We start from the raw sequence: 25,692 nt of genomic DNA on the forward strand, positions 1-25,692 counted from the left end.
TCGAGGCTTACTGCAAGCTGAAATCAGAAGATTCTTGGATATGGACACAGCCAAAGCAGCATCACCCGCACGCGAAACAACCACGTCTGAAGAGGCGATAAGGGTTGAGGACCTGCACAAGTCTTTCGGCACGCTGGAGGTTTTGAAAGGTGTCTCGTTGACAGCGAACAAGGGCGATGTCGTTGCCATCATTGGGGGTTCGGGCTCGGGCAAATCCACCATGCTGCGCTGTATCAACTTTCTGGAAACACCAAGCTCGGGAAAGATCACCATCGGCGGTGAGCTGGTTGAAATGCATGCCGATGGCAGCCCCTCGAACCGCCGCCAGATTGAACGTATCCGTACGCGGCTTGCGATGGTTTTCCAGCAGTTCAACCTGTGGACACATCGAACGCTTCTGGAAAACGTGATCGAGGTGCCCGTGCATGTCCTTAAGGTACCAAAGGCCGAAGCTGTCGCGCGGGCGCATGACCTGCTGAAAAGGGTGGGGCTGGGGGACAAGGCCGACACCTATCCGGCCTATCTTTCAGGCGGTCAGCAACAGCGCGCCGCCATCGCACGCGCGCTTGCGGTGGATCCTTCGGTGATGCTTTTCGATGAGCCAACTTCAGCGCTTGACCCAGAGCTTGTCGGCGAGGTTCTGACCGTGATCCGGGATCTTGCAGCGGAAGGGCGCACCATGCTGCTTGTGACCCATGAAATGAAGTTTGCGCGCGAAGTCGCGAACCATGTCGTCTATCTTTTCGAGGGCCGCATTGAAGAGCAGGGTCCACCTGCCGAGGTCTTCGGAAATCCAAAATCAGAACGATTGAAGCAGTTCCTCAGCTCGGTCGCCTGATCCACTACAAAAAACAACAAAATAAACCTAAAGGGAGTAACAAAATGAACGTCAAAAAACTGCTCGCGTCCGGTCTTGCCGCCGCTGTCCTTTCGGCTGGTGTTGCCAGTGCAGAAGAGGTCAAGATCGGCATCGCGGCCGAGCCTTATCCGCCCTTCGCGTCGCTGGACAGTTCAGGCAACTGGGTTGGTTGGGAGATCGATGTCATCAATGCAGTTTGCGCTGCTGCGGAACTTGACTGTGTTATCACGCCGGTGGCCTGGGACGGTATCATCCCTTCGCTGACGGGGCAGCAGATCGACGCCATCATGGCCTCGATGTCGATCACCGAGGAACGGTTGAAAACCATTGATTTCAGCGATCCTTATTACAACACACCTGCGGTTATCGTTGCCGATAAATCGATGGATATCGAAGCAACCCCGGAATCGCTGGCGGGTAAAGTTATTGGCATTCAGGCTTCGACGATCCACCAAGCTTATGCGCAGGAATACTTCAAGGATTCCGAACTGCGCGTCTATCAAACTCAGGATGAGGCCAATCAGGACCTGTTTGCCGGTCGGATCGACGCCACACAAGCTGACAGCATTGCGATGGCTGATTTTGTGAATTCGGATGCCGGTGCTTGCTGCGAAATCAAAGGTGCCGTGAAGGACGATCCCGCCATTTTGGGGCGTGGCGTCGGTGCGGGCGTTCGTAAAGGGCAGGATGACCTGCTTGCGGCGTTGAACAAGGGCATCGCGGCAATTCTTGCCGATGGCACGCATGAGAAGATCACGTCGAACTATTTCTCGACCAGCATCTACTAAGCCGTTGCCGTGACCGGATTTCTGGAATCACTTGGTTTGGCGCAGAGCGCAGAGCTTCTGTCGCTCTCGCCGCCGGGGTGGGGGGCCAATCTGCTACGCGGATTGTCCCACTCATTGCAGATCGCTTTTGGCGCATATGCGCTGGGCCTCGTGATCGGATTGTTCGGAGCGTATGGCAAACTTTACGGCGGGAAGGTCACGCGCGACCTTCTTGCCATTTATACGACCGTGATCCGCGCCGTGCCGGAACTGGTCCTGATCCTGATCCTGTATTACGTGGGATCCGACATTATCAACAAAATATCTGCTGCCATGGGTGGTGGCCGCGTCGAGATCAACGGCGTTGCCGCAGGCATTTGGGTGCTGGGCGTCGTTCAGGGCGCGTATGCGACCGAGATTCTGCGCGGTGCCATTCAGGCGGTTCCGCCCGGTCAGATCGAAGCGGCGAAATCCTACGGGATGCCGGCCTTCATGACCATGCGGCGCGTCACAATCCCCGCCATGATGAGCTTTGCGGTACCGGGTCTGGCCAACTTGTGGCTGATTGCAACCAAAGACACCGCATTGCTGGCCGTTGTCGGCTTTAACGAGCTGACGCTGGAAACGCGCCAGGCGGCCAGCAGCACGCGGGCCTACTTCACCTTTTTCCTGGCGGCGGGCTTCCTTTATCTGATGGTTACGCTGTTTTCGGGTGGGATCTTTGCGCGGATTGAGAAATGGGCCCGTCGCGGCCAACCCGCTCTGAACGGAGGCAGCAGATGATCGACCTCAGATCTCTGATGCAACCTCATCGTATCGTGATGATGCTGATCTTTGCCGGGATCGCGGTTTGGTGCGCGATGACATTGCGGTGGGACTGGATACCCAATTATGCGCCGCTTGCATTGAAGGGTATCTGGACCACGCTTTGGTTGCTGGTTGTCACGATCGTTCTTGGATTTTTACTGGCTGTACCGCTTGGATTAGCGCAGGCCGTTGGGCCGTGGTACCTAGCGGCACCCGCCAAGGCGTTCTGTACCATCATTCGCGGCACACCGCTGCTTTTGCAGCTTTGGTTGCTGTATTATGGCCTCGGCTCTCTGTTTCCGCAGTTCCCATGGATACGATCATCTGAACTTTGGCCGTACCTGCGTCAGGCTTGGCCCTATGCGGTGCTGGCGTTGACACTTTCTTATGCGGGTTATGAAGGCGAGGTCATGCGCGGAGCCTTCAAGGGCGTTGCCAAAGGACAGCTGGAAGCGGCCAAGGCATTTGGTATGCCAAGGCTGACGATGTTTCGCCGCATCTGGTTACCGCAGGCAATCCGCAATGTTCTGCCGACTTTGGGCGGTGAAACTATACTGCAACTAAAGGCAACACCGCTGGTCGCCACAATAACCGTGGTTGATATCTATGCCGTGTCGTCCCGTGTGCGTGCCGATACGTTTATCGTCTACGAACCGCTTATCCTGTTGGCTGTATTCTACATTCTCGTAGCGGGCGTAATTGCATTGGTGTTCCACTGGCTCGAGGTGAAGGTTCTGGGAACCGGACGCCGCAATGGGCTTGTCGGATAGTTTCGGCCAGTAGTCGAAAGAAACTTGCTCCGCGAATTCCGAGGCGGTTATTCGATGAATTGTGCCTAGCGACCCAGATTGCAGGCTTAAGCGTAAAACAGGTGTTTGAAACGGGATCAGGAAAGTTGGTTCGGTCGCGCCCCGCAAGTTCAACGCTCTAATGATACAGCATCTTGGGTAGCTGCACGACAAGAGGGCATGAGTGCCAGCGCGGCCATAGGGGAGAGAAACCGCCTGGCGCGATAGCCGAACAGCGAGACAAATTGCGTGATGCCAGAACAGCGGTCCCAACATCAATGCAGTTCGGGAATTGCCTCTCTGGTTGTCTTACGTTGGTAGAATATTGTGGTTCATCCTGAACAAGTTGGTGGGATCGTACTTTCCTTTGATCTTGGACAGCTTTTCGCCGTTCACACCATAGGCGCCGGTCATGTGGTCTGCCTGGTCTTCAGGCATGAAGTTCACATAAGCACTGCCTGTTGAGTACGGTTTCATCTGTTCATACAGCTGGCGTGCCCAACCGATGCAGGTGTCATCCTTGTCAGGGTCTTCCCATCGTGTGTGGACATTCATGATGAAATGCGCAGATCTTTGCGGGTAGGCGGTAGAAGCGGACTCAACGCGGGCCATCGCGCCACCGACATGAGCAATGAATACCTCGCAAGCGGGATCAGGAAGGGTGGAAATCGCGCCCAGCAGGTCCGTGATGGCGGCCGGGGGCAGCGTGTTGAAGTCATGACTTTTCCAATAGTTGCGGACGCCCGGCGACAACAGGGGATCAAAAGCCGCTTGCCAGTCCACGAATCTGTGCGGTGAAATGACATCCACAATCGGCTCACCCAGCGCGCGCAAGGCCGACATCGCTTTTTCACCTTCATCCATCGGGCCGCTATAACACGCTGCGAAAATCAGCACCTCGCGCCCGTGCCACTCTTCCGGCAGGAACGGGAGCGGCGGCGCTTTTCGCATCACGCTCCAGACGGTGAGCTCATCGGGGGACGTGTCCGCAATGGCCACAAATTCAGAAAGCAATTCTGGTGCCTTTTCGATCGGGTGCACGATCAGGCCGGACAGGACATCCGGCCCAAGATCATGCAACTGGAATTCGAATGAGGTAACTACACCAAAGTTTCCGCCACCACCACGAATGGCCCAGAAAAGTTCCGGGTGGCTCGTGGATGATGCGGTGACAATCGCGCCATCCGCTGTGACGACTTCTGCCGACAGAAGGTTGTCGATTGTCATGCCGAATTTCCGGGTCGTCCAGCCGAAACCGCCGCCCAGTGTCAGTCCGGCGATGCCGGTGGTCGAATTGATGCCTGTGGGGACGACAAGACCATGGGCCTGTGTTTCGCGATCAACGTCTCCAAGCAACGCACCGGGTGCAACGCGGACAGTTTTGCGGGCAGGGTCCACGTGAACCGAACGCATCTGGGACAGGTCCAGCATGACGGCCTTGTCCGCGACGGCGTGCCCTGCAATCTGGTGCCCACCTGATCGAACGGTCATCATGAGGCCTGCTTGTCGGACGAAGTTAATTGCCTTCTGGACGTCGCTCGCCCCCATCGCACGGATCACGAAGGCGGGGAAACGCTCGAACATGCTGTTCCAGGTAATCCTGGCTTCTTCGTATTCCGGGGTTCCCGGCAGGTAGACCCCGCCGCGCAGTGAGGCATCAAGCGCGTCCAAATCGCCTTGACCCACAGTTGCGATATGTCCGTCGAGTGCTTTCAGGTCAAACATGCTTAGGCCTCCCTTGTTTCAGGAAAGGTTTCGCGCACGGCTGCCTCGTGAGTTTGTTATTGCCCTGGGAAGGGGATATTTGGTTGTGGGAGAAAGCTGGTCGTCAGGCAAATATTCCCGGATCGATCCGATCTACCGGCGTGATGACATCGGCTGGAATGTTCAGACGTTCGGCCGCTTTTCGCAGGCTTTCTTCATCCGGGGCTTCGTAAAGGCAGTATGTCTTGCGCTTATCTGCGCTGAGGAAGGAAAATATCCATTCAATGCCGACTTCGTCGTTGATTTCTTTGATGTGAATTTTGTCGTTGTCGCTGATATTAAGCTGTTCCGCAAAATTTCGTTCAATGATGTATCGTGGCATTACGCCCCCCAAGCATTTTCCGGGCCTTAACTGGCTACCCCTTCGAGCTTTGACTTAAGGGAAACCATACTCAATTTCTGTGATATTGCCAACGCTTCCCCTTCCAGTTGAAACGCCAGTTCCAAATCGCTGGCGCGGCCCTGTTGTCTGAGTGCGGATGCATACGCTGCCTTGGAATGTGCAATCCAGGGCGGGCAATTCATCCTCGTGTCAATCTCGATGGCTTTCCGGAACATCTTCCCGGCAATTTCCCAGTCTTTCAGCACCGTTGCCAGGTTCCCCAAGCGTCGGGCTGCGGCACCTGTGCAGACTGTGGTTGCCCCTGCGGTGATCGTCAGGTCCTCGTAGGGTTGCAGCATACCGTAAAGCGACTGGGCATGATCCGGATGCCCGACTGCCACGCAGATGTCGGCAAGATAGGACAGTGTTGTTGAATACATGGCATCTGGCGGCAGGTCGAAGCCGTTTTCCGCCATTTCATTCAGTATTTTTTCGGCTGGTTCCGTGTACCCCAGTTCGGCTGCGATAAGGCCAAAACCCGGCTTCCACGAGATGTCTTCGGGGCTGTCGGTCATCAGTTTCTTGATCACAGGCGCGACCTCGTGCAGGCGGTTCTGCTCGCGGCGGATGGTGAACATCTGAACGCCGAAAACGCCCTCGACATGTTCGCCGTGCGTTTTTCGGCCGATCTTGACCGCTTCGGTGGCGTGCTTTTCAGCCTGAACAAAGTCGCCGTCCATGATTGCAACCATGGCGCGTGCGTGTTTCTGAACCCAATAGAGTTGCAGATGATTGTCCTTTTCGGAAATCGCTGTCAGCAATTCGAGTGAGTTGTCCAACAGGTCGCGGTCGGCCATTTCAGCACCGACAAACAGGTTGAGCGTCCGGTCGCGGCCCTGATCAATGGTGCCAAGCTTTTCTGCGACCCGATGCATGGCATCCAGGTTTTCACGCCAATGGCGCGCCTCTCGCCCGTTGCGCGCGATGAATGGCGCCCCAAAATGCATCATCATTACCGAAAACTGGGATTTATGATCCCCAAGCTTCGCTGCCAGTTCCATGGATTGCTGACCAAAGCGGGTGCCTTCGGAAAACTGGCCGACAAACATATACGCCCGTGCTAGTTGGCTCATCAACCGGCACCGCCTGACTTCGTCATTGTCAGACAGGTCTTTCAGCGCCTTTTCACAAAGGTCAATGGCCTCGTGATGTCGCTTGCTTGTCATCATGCACGAGTCAGCAAAATGATTGGCTGCATCGGCTGACAACTGCACATCGTGGAGTTTCCGTGCAGCGTTAGATGCACTTTTCAGAACCGCCATCGCCTCGGACAACTGACCCTGGCTGTCATGGCTGCGGCCAACCAGGATCATGCCCCTGACCATTTCCGGGCTGGTTTCCGAGTTCAGCCGCTTAGCCGCTTTGAGCGTCTCCTGGGCATTGGTCATCGCTTCCTGGCTGGCTGACCGGGCCAATGCCATTTCCGCCGCAGCTTCCCATTTGTCGAATGCGGCGCGCCAATCTTCTGCTTCTGACAGATGGCGGGCCACCAGTTCGGGGCGGCGATCGATTTCAGCTGATCGCATCGCGATCAGTGCACGGGCAACGTTTGAATGTTGCTGCCTGCGGGTAGAGCTCAGCATGGATTGATATGCCGTATCGCGGATAAGGGCATGGCGGAACACAAAATGCCCGCGGTTGTTTCCGCTTTCAAAGATCAGTCCCGTTCGCGACAGTTCTTCGAGGCGAAGATTGATATCCGCGCGTTCCAGCCCCATGGCGGCCCTTAACAAATCTGGTTCAAATTCCCGCCCGATGACTGACCCCGTCAACGCGACCTGTTTGGCCTCGGGCGAAACTGCATCAAGCCGCGCCATCAAGGCGCCCTTCAGCGAGGATGGTATGCGGACTTGTCCCTGCTCATCAGCATTCACGATCGCCTGGGTCAATTCTTCGACAAACAGGGGCACACCGTCCGTTTTTTCGATGATCGTCGCGATCAAGGCATCGTCCGGGTCCTTGCCAGTGATATTTCGGACCAGATCCGAGACATCAGCAGAACCGAACCGGCGCAGCAGGAGTGTTTGAACATGCGTGTCCCCGTCATCGCGGGCCAGGTCCCACCCGGGTCTGTGGGTCATCAGGATCATCAGGGGAAGATCGGTGCAAATCGCCTTGAACCGCTCCAGCAGGGCTTGCGTCGAGGGATCGATCCAATGTGCATCTTCAACACACAGAATAACCGGGCGCACGCTTGCCCGGACCTGCACCGCATGGATCAGGGTTTGGATCGTTATGTCGCGTTGCTCCTGCGGCGACATCTCGAGAACTTCACGAGCCAGCGCGCTGCGCGGCGCAACCAGCGCTGCAAAGACAGGCAGAACCTGTTCCCAGTCCAGACCTTCCCGGCCTTCCAGCAGCTTCCTGACATGTTCCAGAATTTGATTGTCGTCAAAATCCGGTTCAACGCCCGCATCCTGTGAAATTCGCTGGGTGACCGGATGAAAGGGGCTGCTGGTCAGATAGGGCGAGCAGTTCAGCCTTATCACATCGGCCTGTCCGGTTGCTGTAACGTCCGCAAGAAACCCCTCAGTCAGGCGCGACTTTCCAATCCCCGCCTCCCCCGACAGCAGAACGACCTCACCATGACCGTTTTGGGCACGTTGCCACGATTGCAACAGGATACCCTTTTCGTAGTCCCGGCCAATCATGGTGCTGCCAGCGTCATCCTTGTATGACGCGCGAAACCGGCTTTCCGCGCTGCGTTCCGATACGACCTTCAACAAGGTCCGAGGGTCTTTGAATCCCTTCAACTGAGTTGATCCAAGGGTCTCGAACTCGAATATCCGGTGCAAGGCGGCTTCGGTTTCTTCTGCAGACAAAACCACCGAGTTTGGCAGGGCGTGTTCCTGTATCCGCGCCGCCAGATTGACCGCCGGCCCGGTCATGGCACCTTCTTCGTACGAGTTTTCGCCGATCGTGTCACCGACCACGACATCGCCGCTGGCAATACCCAGTCTGGCTGACAAACGCTCACCGTCAGGGGTGTTGAGCTCTTCAACCCGACGGACGCACTCAAGCCCCGCCTTTATCGCGCGAATGGCGTGATCTTCGTAGGCTGTTGGCCAGCCGAAAAACACAAGAAGACCGTCGCCAAGATATTTCGCGACATAGCCACCATACCTGCTCACTGCCCCCGCGACGGTATCCTGATAGTTCTGTAGCAGATCCCGCATGTCTTCGGGATCAAATCGGTTGGTCAGCTCCGTCGAGCCGACCAGATCAGCGAACAAGACTGTCAGATGACGCCGCTCAGCCGCAGGTGCGATGGGCTTTTTCGCTGGTGCAGCTTCGCCATGCACATCATCAAGGGCGGATGGCTGAGTTTTCTCGCTGGTTGGCTCCCTTGCGGCTGGCGCTGATGAAGACAGGCGCCCAGAGCCAACCAAATCCTGAACTGCCGCAAGGATGATCTTTCGGTGACCAAGGCTTACCCCAAGCTCTTTCAGGTCGTCGCCTGTCAGCAATGGCAAAACCCGCGCATCAATGTCGTTTTCCGCAAAGGCACTTGCGTACTGACCCAATCCGAGGTCGTTCAGCCACGTGTCCATTTCAACCAACATATCCGGATCATGCTGAGATACGCGTCACTAATCAAGAAAACGCTATTTACTCAGCCGGGCGATCAATGCGCAGCGGACGCAGTTTCACGCGCAGCACAGCAAAATGTGCCAGTCACGTAAGACCTTGATACATTGTGGGGAAAGGATGGTGGGTGATGAGAGACTCGAACTCCCGACATCTTCGGTGTAAACGAAGCGCTCTACCAACTGAGCTAATCACCCGTGACGCTGCATGTAGCCAAGCCAGCGGGCGGGCGCAAGAGGGTCTGTGAGATTTTTATTCCGCGATGGGTTGCGGATAGGAAATGCCGCCCTCAATGACGCCAGCCTCGGTGAGAATGGGCTAATGAGGCAGGTCTGCGTGGGTTTCAGGCGTGTGGTCTGGAAAAGATCAAAGGCGCTTGCAAGCGCCCTATGGCCTCCGATATGCCCGAAGAGACTGCAACTTTCCGGTTGGGAGCACACATGATCCTACCTTTCGCCTGCCGTATCTGGATGGTGGCACTGGTCCTTGGCGCATTTGTGCTGGCTCCGGTCCGGGCCGGGGCAGAAGGGGTTTTGGTTTTCGCCGCAGCCAGCCTCAAGACCGCTTTGGACGAAATCGCAACGGAATACGCAGAGCGGACGGGGCAGGATGTCACCGTGTCTTACGCAGCGTCTTCGGTGCTGGCGCGGCAGATTCACCAGGGCGCACCTGCGGACATTTTCATCTCGGCCAATGCCGACTGGATGGATTTTCTGGAACAGCAGGGCTTGTTGCGGCCTGGGACACGGTCGGATTTGCTGGGCAACAGTCTGGTTCTGATCGGCGCTGCGGGGCGTCCTGTTCTGGGCGACATTCGGGTGGTTCATGACCTCAGGGCCGAGCTTGGCGAAGGCTTTCTGGCCATGGCGCTGGTCGATGCGGTGCCCGCCGGTATCTACGGCAAGGCGGCTTTGCAGGGGCTGAACCTGTGGGAGGCGGTGCAGGACCGAGTGGCACAAACCGACAATGTGCGCGCTGCGCTGGCCCTTGTGGCAACGGGTGCTGCGCCTCTGGGGATCGTCTATCGATCGGATGCGCAGGCGGAACAGCGGGTCAGTGTTGTGGCCAGTTTTCCGACCGACCTGCACCCTCCGATCATCTATCCGGCGGCGATGACAGGTAATGCCACGGGTGCGGCGCGGGCTTTTCTGGATCATCTGCACAGCGATGCGGCTTTGGCTATTTTTCAGGAGCAGGGATTTTCCCTGCCGGGCGGGTGATCGCGTTGGAGTGGTTGGGTCCCGCCGAAGTTGAAGCGCTGAAGCTGTCGCTGCGCGTGTCTTTCTGGGCGACGCTGGCGACCTTGCCGGTCGGGATTTTCGTGGCCTACATTCTGGCCCGCTGGCGGTTCCCCGGGCGGCAGGTTCTGAATGGTCTGGTGCATTTGCCTTTGATCTTGCCGCCGGTTGTGACGGGGTATCTGCTGTTGCTGACCTTCGGCATTCAGGGGCCGCTGGGGCGGTTCTTGGCCGAGTTCGGCATTGTGGTTGCCTTTCGCTGGACTGGGGCCGCGCTGGCCGCTGGTATCATGGCGTTTCCGCTGATGGTCCGGGCGATACGTCTGTCGATCGAGGCGGTGGACCCGAAGCTGGAACAGGCGGGGGCGACGCTGGGGGCGTCGCGGCCTATGGTGTTTCTGACCGTGACCTTGCCGATGATCCTGCCCGGTGTCATCGCCGGGGCCATTCTGGCCTTTGCCAAGGCCATGGGTGAGTTTGGGGCCACGATTACATTCGTGTCGAATATTCCGGGGCAGACGCAGACATTGCCATCGGCTGTTTACGCCTTTTTGCAGGTGCCGGGGGGCGAGGCTGCTGCAACGCGGCTGGTCCTGATCTCGATCGTCATCGCCATGGGCGCGTTACTGCTGTCGGAATATGTGGGACGGCGCGCTGCCGCGCGGGTGGCCGGATCATGAGCCTGTCCGTTCGCTTGCATCATCAGCTGCCGGGGATCGATCTGGAGGTCAGTTTTGACGCGCCACCCGGTGTGACCGTGCTGTTTGGGCGTTCCGGGTCGGGCAAGACCACGATTGTCAACGCGGTAGCCGGATTGCTGCGGCCGCGCGCGGGCAGGGTGGCTGTGGATGACTGGGTGTTGTTTGACACCGAACGCGGGCATTGGCTGCCACCGCACCGGCGGCGGTTGGGCTACATCTTTCAGGAGGGGCGGTTGTTCCCGCATCTGACCGTGCGCCAGAACCTTGCCTATGGCCGCTGGTTCGCCCCAAAAAGCGCGCGGCGGGAAGACCCGGAAAAGGTCATCGAGATGCTGGGGATCGGCCACCTTCTGAATCGCCGTCCAGCCGGGTTGTCAGGGGGCGAAAAACAGCGCGTGTCGATAGGCAGGGCGTTGCTGGCCAGCCCGCGGCTGATCCTTGCGGATGAACCGCTTGCGGCGCTGGACGAGGCCCGCAAGGCGGAGATCCTGCCCTATTTCGAGCGTCTCAGGGATGAGGTATCTGTCCCGATCCTGTATGTGACCCACTCAGCCGACGAGGTGGCCCGTCTGGCCACATCGGTTGTCGCTTTGCAGGATGGCAGGGTCGTCCGCCATGGCCCCGCGTCCGAGGTTCTGTCCGACCCGTCCGTAGCGCCTGCAGGTGTGCGCGCGGTCGGGGCCGTGCTGGAGGTGCAGGTGCTGAAGCACCACGCCGACGGGTTGACCGAGCTGAACGCAAATGGCGCGCGTCTGTTTCTGCCACGTATCGGGCAGGAGGTCGGCGCCCATCTGCGAATTCGCATTCCGGCGCAGGAGGTGATCCTGTCCGTCCAAAAACCCGAAGGTCTGTCGGCATTGAACGTGCTCAGCGGGACGGTCGACTCGATCCGGTCGGGCGAAGGTCCCGGCGCGATTGTGTCGGTCAGGACCCCAGCGGGTAATGTTCTGGCGCGGGTCACGCGCCGGTCGGTGGCGGCGTTGAACTTGCAGCCCGGCAGCACATGCCATGCCGTGATCAAGACGGTTGCGCTGGCCCCGCAGAATGTCGGTGGCCGCATCGGGACCGGCACCTGACCTCAGGCAAGTGCGCGGGCTTCGTGTTCCAGCAGGATAAGGCGCGCGGCGCGTCCAAACCCCTGATGGCCGGAGGAGGGACGGTCGGGAAATATTGCGGCCAGTTCCTGGAGCGCGTCGGATGAAAGGGTATGTAGCGCCTCTTCCCCCAGAAACAGGCTTTCCGCCTGTGCCCCATCCGCCGAAAGGATTTCGTGCCGATCCAGCAGGATGTGCAGATACTCGACCGTTTCAACCAAGGTATCGAGCCCTATTCCGGGCCATCGGCACAGGTGCTTGGCGGCAACCAGTGCTTCGGTGGTTCCGAAAAGCAGCTCAACCCGGGGGCCCTTCACCAGAATACGGTGCTGCTGAGACACCAGCAGATCCCGCGAGGGTGTGTTGGGGCCCAGACTGCCTGCCGAGATGCGAACGGGCCACATTGTGGGTTCGTTGCGTAATCGGTCGGGTGGGATCGTGCTGCTTTCAATCCAGCGAACAGGCTGCAACCCGTGATCGGCTGTCGCCACCTTGTCCCCGACCTTCAGGGTCTCGATGGCGCGGGGGCCGTTTTCGGCCTCGATCAGGGTTCCGGCTACGAAACACACGCCTTCGATCCTGATGACCACCTCTACCGGGTCCGGAGAGCCGGTAAACGGAAGTGTAATCGGACCATTTTGCGTTGTCCCTGAGACGCTGATGAAGAACGAGTCAAAAACAACTTCACCATTGTCGAGGCTGTCGAAATACGTCGGATCGACCGTATAGGTCCACTCTCCGGTATTTGGGTCGATCGTGGCTGTACCGTTCGCAGGGGGTGTCGCAATCGTCCAGGTTTGGGTCAGCGGTGTAAAGTTTCCGTTGTTCAGCGTGGGTTGCCCCATCGCCACATTGGGTGGGGACCCGGTCACGTCGCCGGTCAATTCACCAGTGATCGGAACTGAAACCAACTAGACCTCGCCTTGTTGCAACACCCGTTCAAATTCCTTCTTTCGGTACAGGCGCAAATGAACCTCGCCTGCTGCGTCCCGCGTCCATTCGACAATCCGGTTGCGTGTCATGTCGCTGTCCATTCGGTTGGTGCGCACGCGCGGATGCGGGATCTCTTGCTTGAGGATATCAACAATCTGACTGGTCTGTCCAAACGGCGCGACAAGGTCGATGATCCAGAAGGATGACCCGCTGGTAAAATCCTTGTCCATCAGCGGATATTCTTTCACCGCATAGCGATACTCGGCCTCGGGGCTGAGACCGGCAAAAGTGACAAATCCGCGGGGAAAGCCATTCTGCCTGAAGATCTGGTATTGGCCCAGCCGAAACGGGGTTTCAAACGCATAAAGAACTTGTGCCAGATTACGTTTCTGGTGCGTTTTCGTCAGACCCGCGAGATAAAACATCGCACCCAGATCCGCATATTTCTCGGGCGGGAAATCGAACCAGTCTATTGGAAAGCTCTTGGTCAACGGAATTGCCGATAGTTTGATGCGTTATAAATGCTTTCGGGTAGTGTACTCGTTTCCGGCGATATGAATAGTGGAAATTCCCCAAATAACTGTGCCCGCGCAGCTGGTGTGTCCCACTTTACTCGCAGGGTGTCGTGGTTATGCTATCGGTATTGGTGCCATTGTTTTGGGATATCTGGATCATGCGTTTTCTCAAGCCATTCATCACTGCCACACTTGTTTTAGCGCCAGCGGTGGCTGGGGCGGTGGGGTTCGGCCTGTCAGTCCGGCCGCAGTTCCGTACCGAGATCACGCCCTTGCCGAACGGCGTTTACGAGGTGAAGGCTGTCGGATCATCCGCGCCGGTCAATTATTGGTGCGGGATCGGAGATTATGCCATTCGCACACTGGGTGTTCCGAACTCGCAGAGGATTTATATCTGGCGGGCGTATGAGCCCGGCGTGCGAACGGTGCAGTTTTCCATGACCCCGCCGCCGGGGGCCGATACGAAACCCGGCTATTCGATCACGGTCAAGAAAGTCGGAGCAAACATGTCGGCGGTGTCGGCGCAGAACTATTGCTACGACAATTTCATCATGGACCCGTTCTGATCGTCAGACCCATTTTGCCATCGGAGGCAGGCTCATCAGAACGGCATCCGGGTCATGCCCGGTTTCCAGACCGAATTTTGTGCCCCGGTCATAGACGAGGTTGTATTCCGCATAAAGGCCGCGATGCACCAGTTGGGTGGTCTTGTCCGCCTCTGAGAAGTTCTGAACGCGGCGCTTTTCAACCAAGGGAAGGAAGGCGGGCAGAAAGGCCCTGCCAATATCCTGTGTCAGGGCAAAATCCGCCTGCCAGTCACCGGTGCAATAGTCGTCCATGAAGATCCCGCCGACGCCACGCGCGCGTTTGCGGTGAGGGATATAGAAATACTCGTCAGCCCATTCCTTGAGGCGCGGGTAATGGGCGGGTCCGTGCGGGTCCAGATGCGCCTTTTGCGTGGCGTGGAAATGCGCGGTGTCCTCGTCATACTCGATGCAGGGGTTGAGGTCCGAACCGCCACCGAACCACCAGGCATGGGGGGTCCAGAACATGCGTGTATTCATGTGGACAGCCGGGGCATGGGGGTTCTGCATATGGGCCACAAGGCTGATACCCGACGCCCAGAAGCGCGGGTCTTCGGTCATTCCGGGGATGCCTTTGCGCGCCGCCATCGCTTTTTGCGCACGTTCGCCCAGCGTGCCGTAGACAGTCGAGACATTGACACCGACCTTTTCAAACACACGCCCGCCGCGCATGACCGACATCAGCCCGCCGCCCGCGTCCGACCCATCGTCCGACTGGCGTTTGGTTTCCTTGACCTCGAATCGACCGAGTGCGGCATCGGCAAACGGCCCGTCGGTGTGGCTGTCTTCAAGGGCTTCGAACGCTGCAACGATGTCATCGCGCAATTGGCGAAACCAGGCGGAGGCGGTAGATTTTTCTGTTTCGAACATGGGTCTTAATGTGCAGGGGCTGCGACCGGGTCAAGCAGGGTACGGCCACCATCGATTGTCAGGATCTGCCCGGTGACGAAACCAGCTGCATCAGACGCAAGATATTGCGCGGTTTCCGTCAGTTCCGTGGCCGAGGCGATACGGGCCAAGGGCGTGTGCTTTTCGATATCGACGCGGTAGTCGCGATTGTCCTTGAGGGTCGATTGTAGCGATGCGCTCATGACCGAACCCAGCGCAATCGAGTTGACGCGGATACGTTTCGGAGCCAGCGCAACCGCAAGGGACCGGGTCAGCTGATCCAGCGCTGCGGTCGAGACGGAATAGGCCATCAGATCGGGGTGGGTCCGCCGGGCCGCGATCGAGGACAGGTTGATGATCGTCCCCGCCGGGCTTTCGACATCGCCGTCGGCCTGTTTGATCATGCGCTTTGCAACCAGCTGGCTGAGCCGCAGGGCGGGCATCAGGTTCTGGTTCAGCAGGGTGCGCATCGAATCGTCATCCGGATCCAGCGGATCAGACGGGATCACCTGCCGTGCGCCGTTGACCAGAATATCCACCTGGTCGAACGCATCCAGCGTCGCAGATAACAGGTTGGCTATGGTCAGCTTTTCGCGCAGATCGCCCGCAAAGTACCGGATATTGCTGCCTTCGGCCTGTTCTCCAAGCTCGTCGATCAGGCGTTTTTCATCTATGTCGGCAAACATGACATTTGCGCCCGCATCCGCGAAATGCCTCCCGATGGCCAGGCCAATGCCACTGGCCCCGCCCGTTACGATTGCTGTCTTGCCAGCGATGGAAAAGGACATCCGAATCCTCCTGAATTGGGGCGCAGGTTAACGGGCCTTAACGCCGAGGGCGAGAGGCCTGGAATACCTTGAACCGGTTGTCGCCGGCAATTTCACCGACCTGAGCGAAATGTTCGTTCAGTGTAGCTTCGTAGGGAAGGTGCCGGTTGGCGACCATCCAAAGGGTTCCGTTGCGTGTCAGATTGCGGGCGGCGGAGGTTATAAACCCTTGCCCCAAGGTGGGATCCGCGCTGCGAGACGTGTGGAATGGCGGGTTCATCACAACGGTGTCGATAGGTTCCGGGGCGGTCCAGGATACGGCATCGCTCCAGTGGAAATGCGCCTGGGATTGAGTGACATTAAGCCGCGCGCAGGTCAGGGCCGCATGGTCAGCTTCGACCAGATGCAGCGAGGTTATCCCGCCGCGCTTCAGGATTTCCGCAGACAGATACCCCCATCCCGCACCCAGATCGGCCACGCAGGGGCCAAGCCGGTCAGGCAGAGTCTTCAGCAACAGGGCTGAGGCAGGATCAATTCCGTCCGCTGAAAACACACCCGGTGCCGTGTGGTATCCGCCAACCATCTGCTGTTTCGGCGCGGCCCAGTCCGCAAAGACCAGATCATCGGCCTGAAACCAGAAAATCTTGCCATGTGCTTTGGAAAGCGGTCCCTCGACCGGAACCCGCTTGCGCACATCCTTCAATATGCTGTCCACACCATCGGTCTTGGCACCGTCGATGACAACCAGGCCGTTCGCCCGCGCACAGGCCTGCTGAATGAGCGACCGGGCCAGTGCCTTGGCGCGGGGCAGAAAGACAATGGCGTCCTGACAGGGGCCATCTGCGTCGGGAACCGTTTCAAAACCCTGCGCGGCGAAATGGTCGTGAAAGGGTTTGAAGGGCTGCACAATCTGCGCACCGTCTGCCAGAGCAGACAGATCATGGTCGGGCGTGGGGCAGATCACGCTAAGAGGGGGGGACAGCGTCAGGCCGTTTTGCAGGGCAAGTTCCAGACGAGGGGACATGGGCAATTCCGGCTGAGAGAGGCGCGCGCGTCAGGCCAAAGGCCTTACTCTTCGCGTTCCATTGTGCATTGCAAAGGGTGCTGGTGCCTGCGGGCAAAATCCATCACCTGACCAACTTTGGTCTCGGCAATTTCGTGGCTGAAAACACCGACTACGGCCACGCCTTTCTTGTGAACGGTTAGCATGATCTCGAACGCCTGCGCATGGGTCATGCCGAAGAAGCGTTCAAGCACATGCACCACAAACTCCATCGGTGTATAATCGTCGTTCAGCAACAGGACCTTGTATAGAGGCGGACGCTTGGTTTTTGGGCGTGTCTGTACCAGGACGGACGCGTCACTGTCGTCGTCCGGCTTGTCAGACATCATCCAGATCATTTCAAGCATCGTGTGCAACTGTCCGATTCAGGCTTGGGGTTTATCTTGGCGCTTATATAACGTGTGCATGGCCAGTGAAAAGAGCAAGCGGACGTAAACGGGATGACGACCAAGCTGACGACAATCGGGTTTGATGCAGACGACACCCTTTGGCATAACGAACGGTTTTTTCAGCTGACGCAGGCTCGTTTTGCTGAACTCTTGGCCGATCATGCTGATCGTGATCACCTGATGGACCGTCTTCTTGCGGCTGAAAAGCGCAACATTCAGCGCTATGGGTACGGCATCAAAGGATTTGTTCTGTCGATGATCGAAACGGCGATCGAAGTTACCGAAAGCCGCGTTCCGGCCTGGGTCATCCGGCAGCTGATCGAAGCGGGGCAAGAGATGCTGGCCCATCCGATCGAGCTGTTGCCCCATGCCCGCGAGGCCGTCGAAGGTGTTGCCGATGCGTATCGGGTTATCCTGATCACCAAGGGCGACTTGATCGATCAGGAACGCAAACTGGCCCAGTCCGGGCTGGGTGATTTGTTCGATGGGGTGGAAATCGTTTCCGAAAAGACCCCCGAAACCTATCGGTTCGTGTTCGACCGTCATGGTGATGGCCCGACTGCCGCAATGATGATCGGCAATTCGATGCGGTCAGATGTCGTAGCCCCGATTCAGGCCGGGTGCTGGGGTGTCTACGTGCCCCACGGTCTGGTCTGGGAGGTGGAACATGCAGAAGCCCCGGTCGAAAGCCCCCGATTCCGCGAGTTAAGGGATTTGGGTGATCTGGCCGATCTGTTGCGCGACCTGAAGTGATGTTGCCTTTTCGCCTCAGTTTCACATAAACCCTGCCGCAACCGGGCGCAGTTTTGCCTTTTTCGCACATCTGGTGGTTCTGAGGGGGAAATTCGCAAAATATAGCCTCAGCCCAGAGGCAAAACGAAACTGCGAAAACCTCAGCTTTCGGTTTATTTCATTGGGTCGCTGTGATAGCCTTGGAGACAATAAAATAAATATTGCTGACCGGGAAAACCCGGCAGCGTGAGGCAGACAGAGGCAAAGATCGTGCAGATTCGGCGGACAGTTCCGGCCCGAATGGGCTTTTTCCTTATAGCGTTGCTATGTGTGCTGGCGTTTGCGCCGCTCAGGTCAATGGCGGCGCCTTATGCAGCTATGGTGATTGACGCCCGAACTGGCGAGGTGCTGCATTCACGAAATGCGGATGCGCGGCTGCACCCGGCCTCGCTGACCAAGATGATGACGCTCTATATCGCGTTTGAGGCGGTGCGAAACGGCGAGATCACACTGGATACACCCGTTCGGATTACCCAGAAGGCAGCCGCAGAGCCCCCGTCGAAGCTGGGCCTGCGCGCGGGCCAGACGATTGCGTTCCGCTATCTGATCCGCGCCGCTGCGGTAAAATCGGCCAACGACGCGGCCACGGCGATCGGCATTGCCATCAGTGGCTCGGAAGCGGCCTTTGCCCGCCGTATGACCCGAACCGCCAAAGCGATGGGGATGAGCCGCACAACCTTCAAGAATGCGCATGGTCTGACCGAGGCAGGGCACCTGTCCAGCGCGCGCGACATGACCACGCTGGGACGGCATCTGCTGTATGATTACCCTCAGTATTACAACCTGTTCTCGCGTCAATCGACGGATGCCGGTATCAAAACTGTTCCCAACACCAACCGCCGCCTGCTGGCTGCCTACAAAGGCGCGGACGGGATCAAGACCGGATACACACGTGCGGCGGGGTTCAACCTGGTGGCGTCGGCCAAACGCAAGGATGAGCGTATCATCGCAACTGTCTTTGGCGGTAAATCCGGGGCGTCGCGGAATGCCAAAGTTGCGGAACTGCTGGATCTGGGGTTTCGCCGTGCCCCGTCTCGTGCACCTATCCGCAAACCTGAGCGCCCGGTCTATGCGGGCAATGTCGGGTTGGGGGGCGATACCCAAGTTGCAGCGCTGAGCGGAGCACCGAAATCCAGCCTGCGCCCGCTTGGGCGCCCGAGTGCCACAACACAGGTTGCCAGTGCGGTCGCGGTCGTGGCGGACCAGAACAGCGACCGTATCAGCAGCGGCATTGCCGCAGCGATTGCCGAAGCGGATATTGCTCCAACCGCCCCGCCGGTTGAAACGTCGGACACCCGCCCGGCATTGCGCCCGGACAATCTGGTGCTGGCCTCGACCGAGCCCGCCAGCCCTCCAGAGCCCGAGCAGGAAGTGATTACCCGCCTGTCCTCGTCCGGTGGGCATCTGTGGGGGGTCAATGTGGGCCGCTACACCACACGATATGAGGCCGAGAAGATCCTGCTGAAAACGGCGCTGTCGGAAATGACCACGCTGGATGGCAGTCTGCGCAAGGTCAGTCAGAGCTCGCGCGGATTTGATGCGACATTCCAGGGCATGACGCGGGAACAGGCCGATCTGGCGTGTCGCCGTCTGCAAGCCCGCAATGTCACCTGTTTCATGATCGGGCCATCATAAGGTCCGGCATAATCTCTCCTGTTGGGTCTGGGCTGCGGTCATCCGCGGCCCTTTTTTAATCGAAGACGTGACCGTGCTGATATTGTTCGTCCTGTCCCGCGGCGGCAGTCAGGGCGGCGACATTGTCCTTGGTGAAGAACCCGTCATACTTGTGACACCGCTCGATATATTCGGTGATCAGAAGCGTATTCTGCGAGTGTTTCGAGAAAATCTGTTTCAGGTTCGGGTCGTCTTTGCATTCGCCCACCACATGGGCCAGGAACGGCACGCCCTTGTCCTTCAGCGTGTTCACGACAAAGTCGACATTCTTTTCCCCGGCGCCATGGTCGCCATCCTTGATCTCGACGGCCATGTGATGCAAGCGGCGGCCAAAATTGCGCACAAAATCCTCGGTCGGCATCGGCAGCTTGGCGAATGAGTTGACGAAGGACGGCGTGTTGTTGGCGGTGAAAACCTTGGCCGGAGATTTCTTGTCATCGTCCACATTGGCGTTGCGATTCACATTGGTGGACGAGTTCATGTCGAAGATGTTGTAGGCCCCCCAGAAATAATAGGGCACCATGGTCAGGAATTCGAGGATCGCATCCTCGCGCTCACCCGCCAGCACGCGGGTCGCCAGATGATCGATGCCCAGCATCAAAGGCGCGATTTTGCTGTCCGATCCGAACGCGGCTGCCTGATCCAGCCGGGCTTGTTCCGCGTCGCTCAATAACACGCGATCACCAAGACCGAGGCTGTCTGTGTCGTTGAAATCATGCGTCGAATACCCGACCCGGTTGCAGGTGAAATCGGACGGGGTCGTAAAGCGGAAGCCGTCCAATGTGTAGAACGGGTTTTCTGTGTCTCCCGCATATTCGAAGCGGATATTCTGATCCTCAAGCGTCCCGGTCAGCGCCTTCAGATCGCTGGCGCCGAAAACCTCGCCAACATACCGCGTTTGCGGCGTGTTGCGGGCCAGCGGGTACATGCGATTGATGCGGGGAATGAAATCCTCGAAACCGGGGCTGAGCGGGGCCATCACGATCAGCGCGGGATAATCGGGATGCGAATGCAGGACCGAAAATTTGTGGGTCTGCCCCAGATAGCTGGCGGTGTGGCGATAGGGTGTCATCACGTAAAGCTCGACCAGCGTATCGAACAGCGCGCCGGTTTCGACCTGCATACAGATCGCGCGCATTGACCCGACCTGATCGGCAATTCCCGAGCTTGTCCGGCGCTCGTAGATTTTCGGCAGGTATTCCGCAAAGAAGTCCGAGTTCTTCTTGTCGCCCCGGGGTTGATAGGACATCAGATCAAAGGACATTCGACTACCTCCGTGCACGAAGCCCTGACTGCAGCAAGGCATCGCTTGAAATTGTGGTTTTCAGAACATGTGCTTGCCCGCCATGCTAGGCGCTGAGACCTGTGCGGGCAACAACTGAGAAACTGGGCACGAAGGTTTAGAGCTGCCCTCTCAATAATCTCCCTTTGGCGCTATCAGTTTCCGCGTAAAATCAGAGTCGGTATTTCTGACAAACGCACCTGAGTTTCCATTCCGGCAGCATAGTTGTTCCCCTGAGCAATGCCGGTCACGTTCTGAAGAGTTGGAACTTGCCCAAGCCACAACAGCCGACATTCGACAACAGGTCAGCGATCAACACTGCGAAGACGAAGGGGACGTTCACCACAACTGCACTAAGGTCTGGATTCGGGATTTTCGAGAAGATGAAAACACCAGAGACTCCGACGCATTACTTCTTGTGCAGGTCGCCCACGTTCTGCGGTACCTTAGTCCTTCACGTAATGATCACGTCATCTACCGGACGGCGCAATGACATAGGCATCGGTTCTGCACGCCCAATCCTGATGACCAAGTCTGGTCTACGTCCCTCGATTCCAAGCCACTTTGCGAAGTCCGGACGAACCGTTGGGTCCTCAACAGGCATGTTTACATGAGCATGGCAAAGACCCATGACCGTTGCTGTCAGTGCAAACTTTTCAAAGCAGCGCCCAACGTTTATCCATCCCTCTTGGGTTTCATTGTCAGCCACGAAGACTACCAATCCGGCGGAAGACCGTAATTGTTTGGCAAGTTTTTCGTTCTCTTTCTTTTTCCTGAACACGAGACGAAAGAGGAATGAACCAAGCCAGTCTGGCGCACTCGGGTTTCCCGCAGGAGGCCCAGACAACCCGTCGCCTGCCTTGATCGATGTATCGGTGCTGAAGCGTATCCAGCTCTTCAACTCCTTTACAAACTCCGGGTCATCCATTTGCGCGCTGTTGCCTGCCTGAATGAACTCTAGCGCTTGTTCCATCTTTGTACGGTCCGTGATGAAATGAGCATTTACACCTTGGCACACAGCCGAGCTTTCAAGCGCGCGCAACTCAACTTCGGACAGCGACGTTCCATCGTACTCGGACTTCGTAGACTGTCGTTTCGGGATTGCATCGCACAGCGCACAGTTGGTCTTGGGACCATTACCCAGCGTGATCCTGACAAAGGTATTGTCCGCCTCATCCTTCTGGATTGTCGCTTTTGCGGCGCGGCCACTCGCGTTTGCTGCAATCAACAAATTCTCTGCGGCACATCCAAGCGTGACATAGAGGTGATGGTCATCGGGATCGACTGTCGGGGTCCGCCTTGTGAAATCTGGCAAGATATCAATGGCGTCTTCGGCAATCCGAAATTTCCATGGCTGCGTATTGTGTGAATTCGCGGCAAGTGTGGCAAACCTTATTAAATCGCGTAGGTCAGGCACAGTGGGTAAATCTTGTCGAACTCTTTTTGCTGCCTGTGAATATCGGTTCATAGTTGGTCCACGAAAGTGAGTGTTTCGGCGCTTGTCCCGCAGATTGTTCGAAGTTGAATTCTCGGAGTGCTCTGATGATCCTTTTCAGGCAATGACGGGTTTGACATTGATGTCAGTCAAACGGTCAGCGATGAGGCGCACCCCATGCAGAAATCCATGCCGCGCGCCGCATCGAATTCTTTGGGCTCTATCTCCAAATCTCTGCACATTGCTCAGAGGTCTGGTTCTGGCCGCAAGGGAAACTCCTGCTGCCAAATTGGAAGAACTGCGTATAGCGAATCCGCTTGGCCAAGCTGACTAGCGGGTGAATTTTGTGACCTCGACACCGCCCCCGATCAGGTTGTCGCGAACCGAGCGGGCGATTTGAACCGCGGTCGGGCCGTCGCCGTGCAGGCAGATTGTGTCGATGGACGTTTCCAGCCGCTTGCCGCTTTCGGTGATGATCGCACCTTCGCGGACCATGTTCAGGATGCGAGGTCCGGCGACGTCGGCGTCGTGGATGACGGCGCCGGGCAGGCTGCGATCAACCAGTGTTCCGTCGTCGTTATATGCACGGTCAGCGAAAATCTCGCCCACCCAATTGCACCCGAGCTCACGCACGGCTGCTTCCTGTTTTGTCGCGGCCAGCACCATGACGATGATATCGGGATCAACATCCAGTGCACCCTGATAACAGGCGCGCGCCATATTGATATCGGCTGAACACATATTGGCCAGCGCCCCGTGCAGTTTCAGGTGCCGTACCTTGGTACCAACCGCCGTGGCCATGCCGATTGCGGCCCCCAACTGATACCGGACCAGATTGCGCAGGTTGTCATGGGGCAGCTTCATGTTCCGCCGGCCAAACCCCTGCAGATCTGGAAAGCCGGGATGCGCGCCGATGCCTACGTCGTTTTCGGCCGCCAGTTTCATCGTTGATGCCATCACATCCGGATCACCGGCATGAAACCCACAGGCGATGTTGGCCGAGGTGATGATTTTCAACAGGCTTTCGTCATCGCCCATCTTCCAAGGGCCAAAGCTTTCCCCCATATCGGCATTCAGATCGACGCTTGGCATTGGCACATCTCCTTAGTCGGTGGCAGAGATCACTCCGCCGATCAATTGGTAGGACAACAGGTCCGGTATGTCATGGGGATCACGCACCAGTGCCTCGACTTTTGAGGGCAGGCGCGCAAGGTCTGACAGGAACGCTTTGTGCATTTCTTCAGCTTGTTCCATGCTGACAAATTCGAACCGGATGTCGCCGCCTGCGGGTGTCTGTGCCGCGCGGGGCATATCGCATGGCAGAACGGTCGCGATACGAGGGTACCCGCCCGTGGTCTGACATTCCGGCAACAGGATGAACGGGTCGCCAGTGCCGGTCATCTGGATATCGCCGGGGGTGATCACCTCGGACAGGATATTCAGCTGGCCCGAGGCGGCAAAGCCATCGCCGTCGCTATCTACCTGCATGCCCATCCGGTTGGCGCGTGCGCCGCGCCGGAAATTGGTTTGGGCAAACCGTTCAAGCGTCGCGCCGTCAAACAAAGATGTCTGAAAACTGGCAACCACATGCAGCACCCCGCCCGAAAACCGCTCGGCAGCGGCCAGTTTCATCCCGCTGTTGCCTGCATCCGGTCCACAGGTCAGCCTGTCACCCTGCTGTAACGCCCGGCCAATCCGCGCTGTCAGATGGGTGGAGCGGGACCCCAGAAAAACCTCGGCATCAATACCGCCGCCCAGATGCAGATAGCCGTAGTTTCCAGCCAGCGTCGCCCCGATGACCAGCCTTTGCCCGGCGCTCAGTTGGTGCGAGGCGTTCCAGGCGACAGGGCTGCCATCAATGCTGGCCTGCATTCGTGCGCCAGTCAGGGCGATGCGCGTGTTATGCGTCGCCTCGAACTCGCCTCCCATCCCGGCCATCTCCAGCGCCGCAAGGTTTGGGCTTTGATCCAGCAACGCCGCCCCTTCGTGCAAGGCCAGAATATCCGCGGCCCCTGATCGGGACAGCCCCTGATCCAGAAAACCTGTGCGCCCCTGATCCTGAATGGTGCAGGCCGGGCCAATCCGGTGGACGATCAGGCTCATGGCGCGATCTCCTCACAGGTTGCGCCGCCTGTGCCGTCCTCGTTGTTGACTCTGATGTGTTCCAGAACGTCGCGGGAAACGGGCTCGAACAACAGTTCATCGCCGGGTCTGAGGGTAAAGGCCTCGACCCTTTCGGGACGGAAACACCGAAAGGCGGTCTGCCCGATATGCCGCCACCCGGTTGGCGTCGGCCCGGAAAACAGAACAAATTGCGAGATCGCCAGAACCAAAGCCCCTTCCGGCACCATGGGGGTCAGGCTTTGCAGCCGGGGAATGTTGAATTCGGGCCCCAGAGGCCCAAGATAAGGCTGCCCCGGAGCGAAGCCGATGGTCAGAACCCGCACGCGGGATTGTCCAAGCCGACGTATTGCTTCTTCCGGTGACAGGCCGGCAGCAGCGACGGCATCGTCAAGCTGGGGCGCAAGGTCGGTCCCGTAAACCGTCGGAACGCGCCACAACCTGCGACCCGCGGGCAGGGGTGTAGTGTACCAGTCTTTCTGGTCAACCAGATCCCGAAGCTTTTGCTGCATTTTCTGATGAGAGATGCGCTGCGTGTCGAACCGAACAAAGGCCGAGCCCAGGGAGGCTGACGACTCGGTCACCTCATCCCAGTGCAGACGATCGACTTCAGACCGAAACGCCAGTGCTGCCCGGTTCGCGGTGTCGCTCATCCTATCCGCAAAGGTCACCAACGCGCCGTCAAATCCGACGGTTCTGACCAAAGGAAACTGAATGTTGCGCGCCATTGCTGATCTGCTTTCGGATCGAAGAGTGAATTGGTGGAACCTGACCGCATCTTTAGGGGATGCGCAAGACAGGGCGTTCAATAGCGGACATTGTGCCTGTTCCGTCCACATCCCGGCAGGGAGCGACCCGCAGTATTAGGCGTCCGGCGGGGGTGAGAGGTTTCTGACCGGATTCTGGTCGCAGTTCCGACTCGTTTTCCCGTTTCGAGTCGCCCTGACTTGTATCTTGAAATCGCGGAGTCTCTATATCTTGTGTCGGCCCATTTTGTCTTATGGGGCTTGCCAGTCAGATCGTGCCCAAAAGTACCCGGACAGAAGGGTGGAGGTCAATTTTGAATGATTGTAAGCTGTTGAAATAAAGCAATAAACAAAGAAAATTCAAAAAAAAGACCAATAACGTCATTTTCCGCTTGCGGGTTTTGAGAGTAATACTTAGAACCCCCTTCACCGGCGCAGCTGAGGTTGGCCTGACGGACTGGAAAGACGGTTGAGACGCGCCGGAGAGACGGTGGGCATCTGAGGTTGAGGTTTAG

At 57.8% G+C, this 25,692-nt stretch carries 25 protein-coding genes and 1 tRNA gene; 10 read left to right on the plus strand and 16 right to left on the minus strand.

Annotation, left to right across the window (positions count from 1 at the left end; all coding sequences use genetic code 11):
• Window positions 1-40 precede the first annotated feature (40 nt).
• The 4 genes from AC2FPW_RS17655 to AC2FPW_RS17670 are packed head-to-tail and all read left to right on the plus strand — an operon-like array spanning window position 41 to window position 3,203.
• Window positions 41-838 carry an ABC transporter ATP-binding protein gene (locus AC2FPW_RS17655; protein WP_480495549.1) on the plus strand — a complete coding sequence of 266 codons (798 nt, stop codon included), beginning with the start codon at window positions 41-43 and terminating at the stop codon, window positions 836-838.
• A 44-nt stretch (window positions 839-882) separates the two neighbouring features.
• Window positions 883-1,647: a transporter substrate-binding domain-containing protein gene (locus AC2FPW_RS17660; RefSeq protein ID WP_480475308.1), complete on the plus strand. Its 765-nt coding sequence runs from the start codon at window positions 883-885 to the stop codon at window positions 1,645-1,647.
• A 9-nt stretch (window positions 1,648-1,656) separates the two neighbouring features.
• Complete coding sequence (locus tag AC2FPW_RS17665; RefSeq protein WP_480475310.1) at window positions 1,657-2,409, plus strand: ABC transporter permease; 753 nt, start codon at window positions 1,657-1,659, stop codon at window positions 2,407-2,409.
• Window positions 2,406-3,203 (plus strand): ABC transporter permease, encoded by a 798-nt coding sequence (locus tag AC2FPW_RS17670; RefSeq protein WP_480538898.1) that lies wholly within the window; start codon window positions 2,406-2,408, stop codon window positions 3,201-3,203. The genes AC2FPW_RS17665 and AC2FPW_RS17670 overlap by 4 nt, the downstream gene beginning before the upstream one ends.
• Window positions 3,204-3,530: 327 nt before the next feature.
• Here the strand turns inward: AC2FPW_RS17670 and AC2FPW_RS17675 are convergent, their stop codons facing one another.
• The 4 genes from AC2FPW_RS17675 to AC2FPW_RS17690 all read right to left on the minus strand — a co-directional run bounded on the left by AC2FPW_RS17675 (window position 3,531) and on the right by AC2FPW_RS17690 (window position 9,152).
• Window positions 3,531-4,946 carry an FAD-binding oxidoreductase gene (locus tag AC2FPW_RS17675; protein ID WP_496814783.1) on the minus strand — a complete coding sequence of 472 codons (1,416 nt, stop codon included), beginning with the start codon at window positions 4,944-4,946 and terminating at the stop codon, window positions 3,531-3,533.
• Window positions 4,947-5,049: 103 nt separating this feature from the next.
• Window positions 5,050-5,307 carry a DUF4242 domain-containing protein gene (locus tag AC2FPW_RS17680; protein ID WP_209504668.1) on the minus strand — a complete coding sequence of 86 codons (258 nt, stop codon included), beginning with the start codon at window positions 5,305-5,307 and terminating at the stop codon, window positions 5,050-5,052.
• 26 nt (window positions 5,308-5,333) lie between these two features.
• Window positions 5,334-8,930 (minus strand): adenylate/guanylate cyclase domain-containing protein, encoded by a 3,597-nt coding sequence (locus AC2FPW_RS17685; RefSeq protein WP_496814784.1) that lies wholly within the window; start codon window positions 8,928-8,930, stop codon window positions 5,334-5,336.
• Window positions 8,931-9,076: 146 nt separating this feature from the next.
• A tRNA-Val gene (locus AC2FPW_RS17690) sits at window positions 9,077-9,152 on the minus strand.
• A 243-nt stretch (window positions 9,153-9,395) separates the two neighbouring features.
• Here AC2FPW_RS17690 and modA point away from each other — a divergent pair.
• Genes modA through modC form a run of 3 tightly spaced genes read left to right on the plus strand, consistent with a single transcriptional unit; the run spans window position 9,396 to window position 11,970 of the window.
• A complete protein-coding gene (gene modA / locus AC2FPW_RS17695) occupies window positions 9,396-10,175 on the plus strand; it encodes a molybdate ABC transporter substrate-binding protein (protein ID WP_496814785.1) in 780 nt (259 codons plus the stop codon).
• A gap of 5 nt (window positions 10,176-10,180) precedes the next feature.
• Window positions 10,181-10,873 carry a molybdate ABC transporter permease subunit gene (gene modB, locus AC2FPW_RS17700; protein ID WP_209598758.1) on the plus strand — a complete coding sequence of 231 codons (693 nt, stop codon included), beginning with the start codon at window positions 10,181-10,183 and terminating at the stop codon, window positions 10,871-10,873.
• Window positions 10,870-11,970: a molybdenum ABC transporter ATP-binding protein gene (modC, locus tag AC2FPW_RS17705; protein ID WP_480832178.1), complete on the plus strand. Its 1,101-nt coding sequence runs from the start codon at window positions 10,870-10,872 to the stop codon at window positions 11,968-11,970. The genes modB and modC overlap by 4 nt, the downstream gene beginning before the upstream one ends.
• Before the next feature lie 2 nt (window positions 11,971-11,972).
• On the opposite strand, the gene AC2FPW_RS17710 is transcribed toward modC, so the two are convergent.
• Window positions 11,973-12,899 (minus strand): Hint domain-containing protein, encoded by a 927-nt coding sequence (locus AC2FPW_RS17710; RefSeq protein ID WP_496814786.1) that lies wholly within the window; start codon window positions 12,897-12,899, stop codon window positions 11,973-11,975.
• Window positions 12,900-13,412, minus strand: a complete 513-nt coding sequence (locus tag AC2FPW_RS17715) for a toxin-activating lysine-acyltransferase (protein ID WP_496814787.1) — start codon at window positions 13,410-13,412, stop codon at window positions 12,900-12,902.
• 182 nt (window positions 13,413-13,594) lie between these two features.
• On the opposite strand from AC2FPW_RS17715, the gene AC2FPW_RS17720 reads away from it, so the two are divergent.
• On the plus strand, window positions 13,595-14,002 hold the full coding sequence (locus AC2FPW_RS17720; RefSeq protein WP_480585809.1) for a hypothetical protein: 408 nt from the start codon (window positions 13,595-13,597) through the stop codon (window positions 14,000-14,002).
• Window positions 14,003-14,005: 3 nt separating this feature from the next.
• Here the strand turns inward: AC2FPW_RS17720 and hemF are convergent, their stop codons facing one another.
• The 4 genes from hemF to clpS are packed head-to-tail and all read right to left on the minus strand — an operon-like array spanning window position 14,006 to window position 17,085.
• Complete coding sequence (gene hemF / locus AC2FPW_RS17725) at window positions 14,006-14,890, minus strand: oxygen-dependent coproporphyrinogen oxidase (protein WP_496814788.1); 885 nt, start codon at window positions 14,888-14,890, stop codon at window positions 14,006-14,008.
• 5 nt (window positions 14,891-14,895) lie between these two features.
• The gene (locus tag AC2FPW_RS17730) at window positions 14,896-15,696 is read right to left on the minus strand and encodes an SDR family NAD(P)-dependent oxidoreductase (RefSeq protein ID WP_480773264.1); all 801 of its coding nucleotides are present in this window, start codon (window positions 15,694-15,696) and stop codon (window positions 14,896-14,898) included.
• A 37-nt stretch (window positions 15,697-15,733) separates the two neighbouring features.
• Window positions 15,734-16,699 carry a class I SAM-dependent methyltransferase gene (locus AC2FPW_RS17735; protein WP_496814789.1) on the minus strand — a complete coding sequence of 322 codons (966 nt, stop codon included), beginning with the start codon at window positions 16,697-16,699 and terminating at the stop codon, window positions 15,734-15,736.
• Between the two features lie 44 nt (window positions 16,700-16,743).
• Window positions 16,744-17,085, minus strand: a complete 342-nt coding sequence (gene clpS / locus AC2FPW_RS17740) for an ATP-dependent Clp protease adapter ClpS (protein WP_209598551.1) — start codon at window positions 17,083-17,085, stop codon at window positions 16,744-16,746.
• A gap of 93 nt (window positions 17,086-17,178) precedes the next feature.
• Here clpS and AC2FPW_RS17745 point away from each other — a divergent pair, with 93 nt between their 5' ends.
• The gene (locus AC2FPW_RS17745; protein ID WP_480773262.1) at window positions 17,179-17,880 is read left to right on the plus strand and encodes an HAD family hydrolase; all 702 of its coding nucleotides are present in this window, start codon (window positions 17,179-17,181) and stop codon (window positions 17,878-17,880) included.
• A gap of 279 nt (window positions 17,881-18,159) precedes the next feature.
• Window positions 18,160-19,554: a D-alanyl-D-alanine carboxypeptidase family protein gene (locus AC2FPW_RS17750; protein WP_480773261.1), complete on the plus strand. Its 1,395-nt coding sequence runs from the start codon at window positions 18,160-18,162 to the stop codon at window positions 19,552-19,554.
• A gap of 55 nt (window positions 19,555-19,609) precedes the next feature.
• On the opposite strand, the gene AC2FPW_RS17755 is transcribed toward AC2FPW_RS17750, so the two are convergent.
• From AC2FPW_RS17755 to AC2FPW_RS17780, 6 genes are all read right to left on the minus strand, one after another.
• Entirely contained in the window at window positions 19,610-20,857 is a 1,248-nt protein-coding gene (locus AC2FPW_RS17755; protein ID WP_496814790.1) for a hypothetical protein, read from the minus strand.
• Window positions 20,858-21,329: 472 nt separating this feature from the next.
• The gene (locus AC2FPW_RS17760; RefSeq protein ID WP_496814791.1) at window positions 21,330-22,343 is read right to left on the minus strand and encodes an Acg family FMN-binding oxidoreductase; all 1,014 of its coding nucleotides are present in this window, start codon (window positions 22,341-22,343) and stop codon (window positions 21,330-21,332) included.
• Between the two features lie 297 nt (window positions 22,344-22,640).
• Window positions 22,641-23,402, minus strand: coding sequence for a LamB/YcsF family protein (locus AC2FPW_RS17765; RefSeq protein WP_480518628.1), 762 nt, complete (start codon window positions 23,400-23,402; stop codon window positions 22,641-22,643).
• A 12-nt stretch (window positions 23,403-23,414) separates the two neighbouring features.
• The gene (locus AC2FPW_RS17770) at window positions 23,415-24,413 is read right to left on the minus strand and encodes a 5-oxoprolinase subunit C family protein (protein ID WP_496814792.1); all 999 of its coding nucleotides are present in this window, start codon (window positions 24,411-24,413) and stop codon (window positions 23,415-23,417) included.
• The gene (locus tag AC2FPW_RS17775) at window positions 24,410-25,159 is read right to left on the minus strand and encodes a 5-oxoprolinase subunit B family protein (RefSeq protein WP_496814793.1); all 750 of its coding nucleotides are present in this window, start codon (window positions 25,157-25,159) and stop codon (window positions 24,410-24,412) included. Before AC2FPW_RS17775 ends, AC2FPW_RS17770 begins: the two co-directional genes overlap by 4 nt.
• Window positions 25,160-25,485: 326 nt before the next feature.
• Window positions 25,486-25,692, minus strand: a 207-nt coding sequence (locus AC2FPW_RS17780) for a hypothetical protein (RefSeq protein WP_496814794.1), incomplete at its 5' end; no start/stop codon positions are given.

It is taken from the genome of Ruegeria sp. SATB027, from assembly GCF_059613825.1.

Excerpts from the sequence above, each read along its gene's own strand:
- AC2FPW_RS17675 (WP_496814783.1), bottom strand. The coding sequence starts at position 4,946 with ATGTTTGACCTGAAAGCACTCGACGGACATATCGCAACTGTGGGTCAA.
- modA (WP_496814785.1), top strand. The coding sequence starts at position 9,396 with ATGATCCTACCTTTCGCCTGCCGTATCTGGATGGTGGCACTGGTCCTT.
- modC (WP_480832178.1), top strand. The coding sequence starts at position 10,870 with ATGAGCCTGTCCGTTCGCTTGCATCATCAGCTGCCGGGGATCGATCTG.
- AC2FPW_RS17745 (WP_480773262.1), top strand. The coding sequence starts at position 17,179 with ATGACGACCAAGCTGACGACAATCGGGTTTGATGCAGACGACACCCTT.
- AC2FPW_RS17760 (WP_496814791.1), bottom strand. The coding sequence starts at position 22,343 with ATGAACCGATATTCACAGGCAGCAAAAAGAGTTCGACAAGATTTACCC.
- AC2FPW_RS17730 (WP_480773264.1), bottom strand. The coding sequence starts at position 15,696 with ATGTCCTTTTCCATCGCTGGCAAGACAGCAATCGTAACGGGCGGGGCC.
- AC2FPW_RS17720 (WP_480585809.1), top strand. The coding sequence starts at position 13,595 with ATGCGTTTTCTCAAGCCATTCATCACTGCCACACTTGTTTTAGCGCCA.
- AC2FPW_RS17770 (WP_496814792.1), bottom strand. The coding sequence starts at position 24,413 with ATGAGCCTGATCGTCCACCGGATTGGCCCGGCCTGCACCATTCAGGAT.
- AC2FPW_RS17670 (WP_480538898.1), top strand. The coding sequence starts at position 2,406 with ATGATCGACCTCAGATCTCTGATGCAACCTCATCGTATCGTGATGATG.
- AC2FPW_RS17685 (WP_496814784.1), bottom strand. The coding sequence starts at position 8,930 with ATGTTGGTTGAAATGGACACGTGGCTGAACGACCTCGGATTGGGTCAG.
- clpS (WP_209598551.1), bottom strand. The coding sequence starts at position 17,085 with ATGCTTGAAATGATCTGGATGATGTCTGACAAGCCGGACGACGACAGT.
- AC2FPW_RS17735 (WP_496814789.1), bottom strand. The coding sequence starts at position 16,699 with ATGTCCCCTCGTCTGGAACTTGCCCTGCAAAACGGCCTGACGCTGTCC.
- AC2FPW_RS17765 (WP_480518628.1), bottom strand. The coding sequence starts at position 23,402 with ATGCCAAGCGTCGATCTGAATGCCGATATGGGGGAAAGCTTTGGCCCT.
- AC2FPW_RS17775 (WP_496814793.1), bottom strand. The coding sequence starts at position 25,159 with ATGGCGCGCAACATTCAGTTTCCTTTGGTCAGAACCGTCGGATTTGAC.
- hemF (WP_496814788.1), bottom strand. The coding sequence starts at position 14,890 with ATGTTCGAAACAGAAAAATCTACCGCCTCCGCCTGGTTTCGCCAATTG.
- AC2FPW_RS17750 (WP_480773261.1), top strand. The coding sequence starts at position 18,160 with ATGGGCTTTTTCCTTATAGCGTTGCTATGTGTGCTGGCGTTTGCGCCG.
- AC2FPW_RS17660 (WP_480475308.1), top strand. The coding sequence starts at position 883 with ATGAACGTCAAAAAACTGCTCGCGTCCGGTCTTGCCGCCGCTGTCCTT.
- AC2FPW_RS17655 (WP_480495549.1), top strand. The coding sequence starts at position 41 with ATGGACACAGCCAAAGCAGCATCACCCGCACGCGAAACAACCACGTCT.
- AC2FPW_RS17680 (WP_209504668.1), bottom strand. The coding sequence starts at position 5,307 with ATGCCACGATACATCATTGAACGAAATTTTGCGGAACAGCTTAATATC.
- AC2FPW_RS17755 (WP_496814790.1), bottom strand. The coding sequence starts at position 20,857 with ATGTCCTTTGATCTGATGTCCTATCAACCCCGGGGCGACAAGAAGAAC.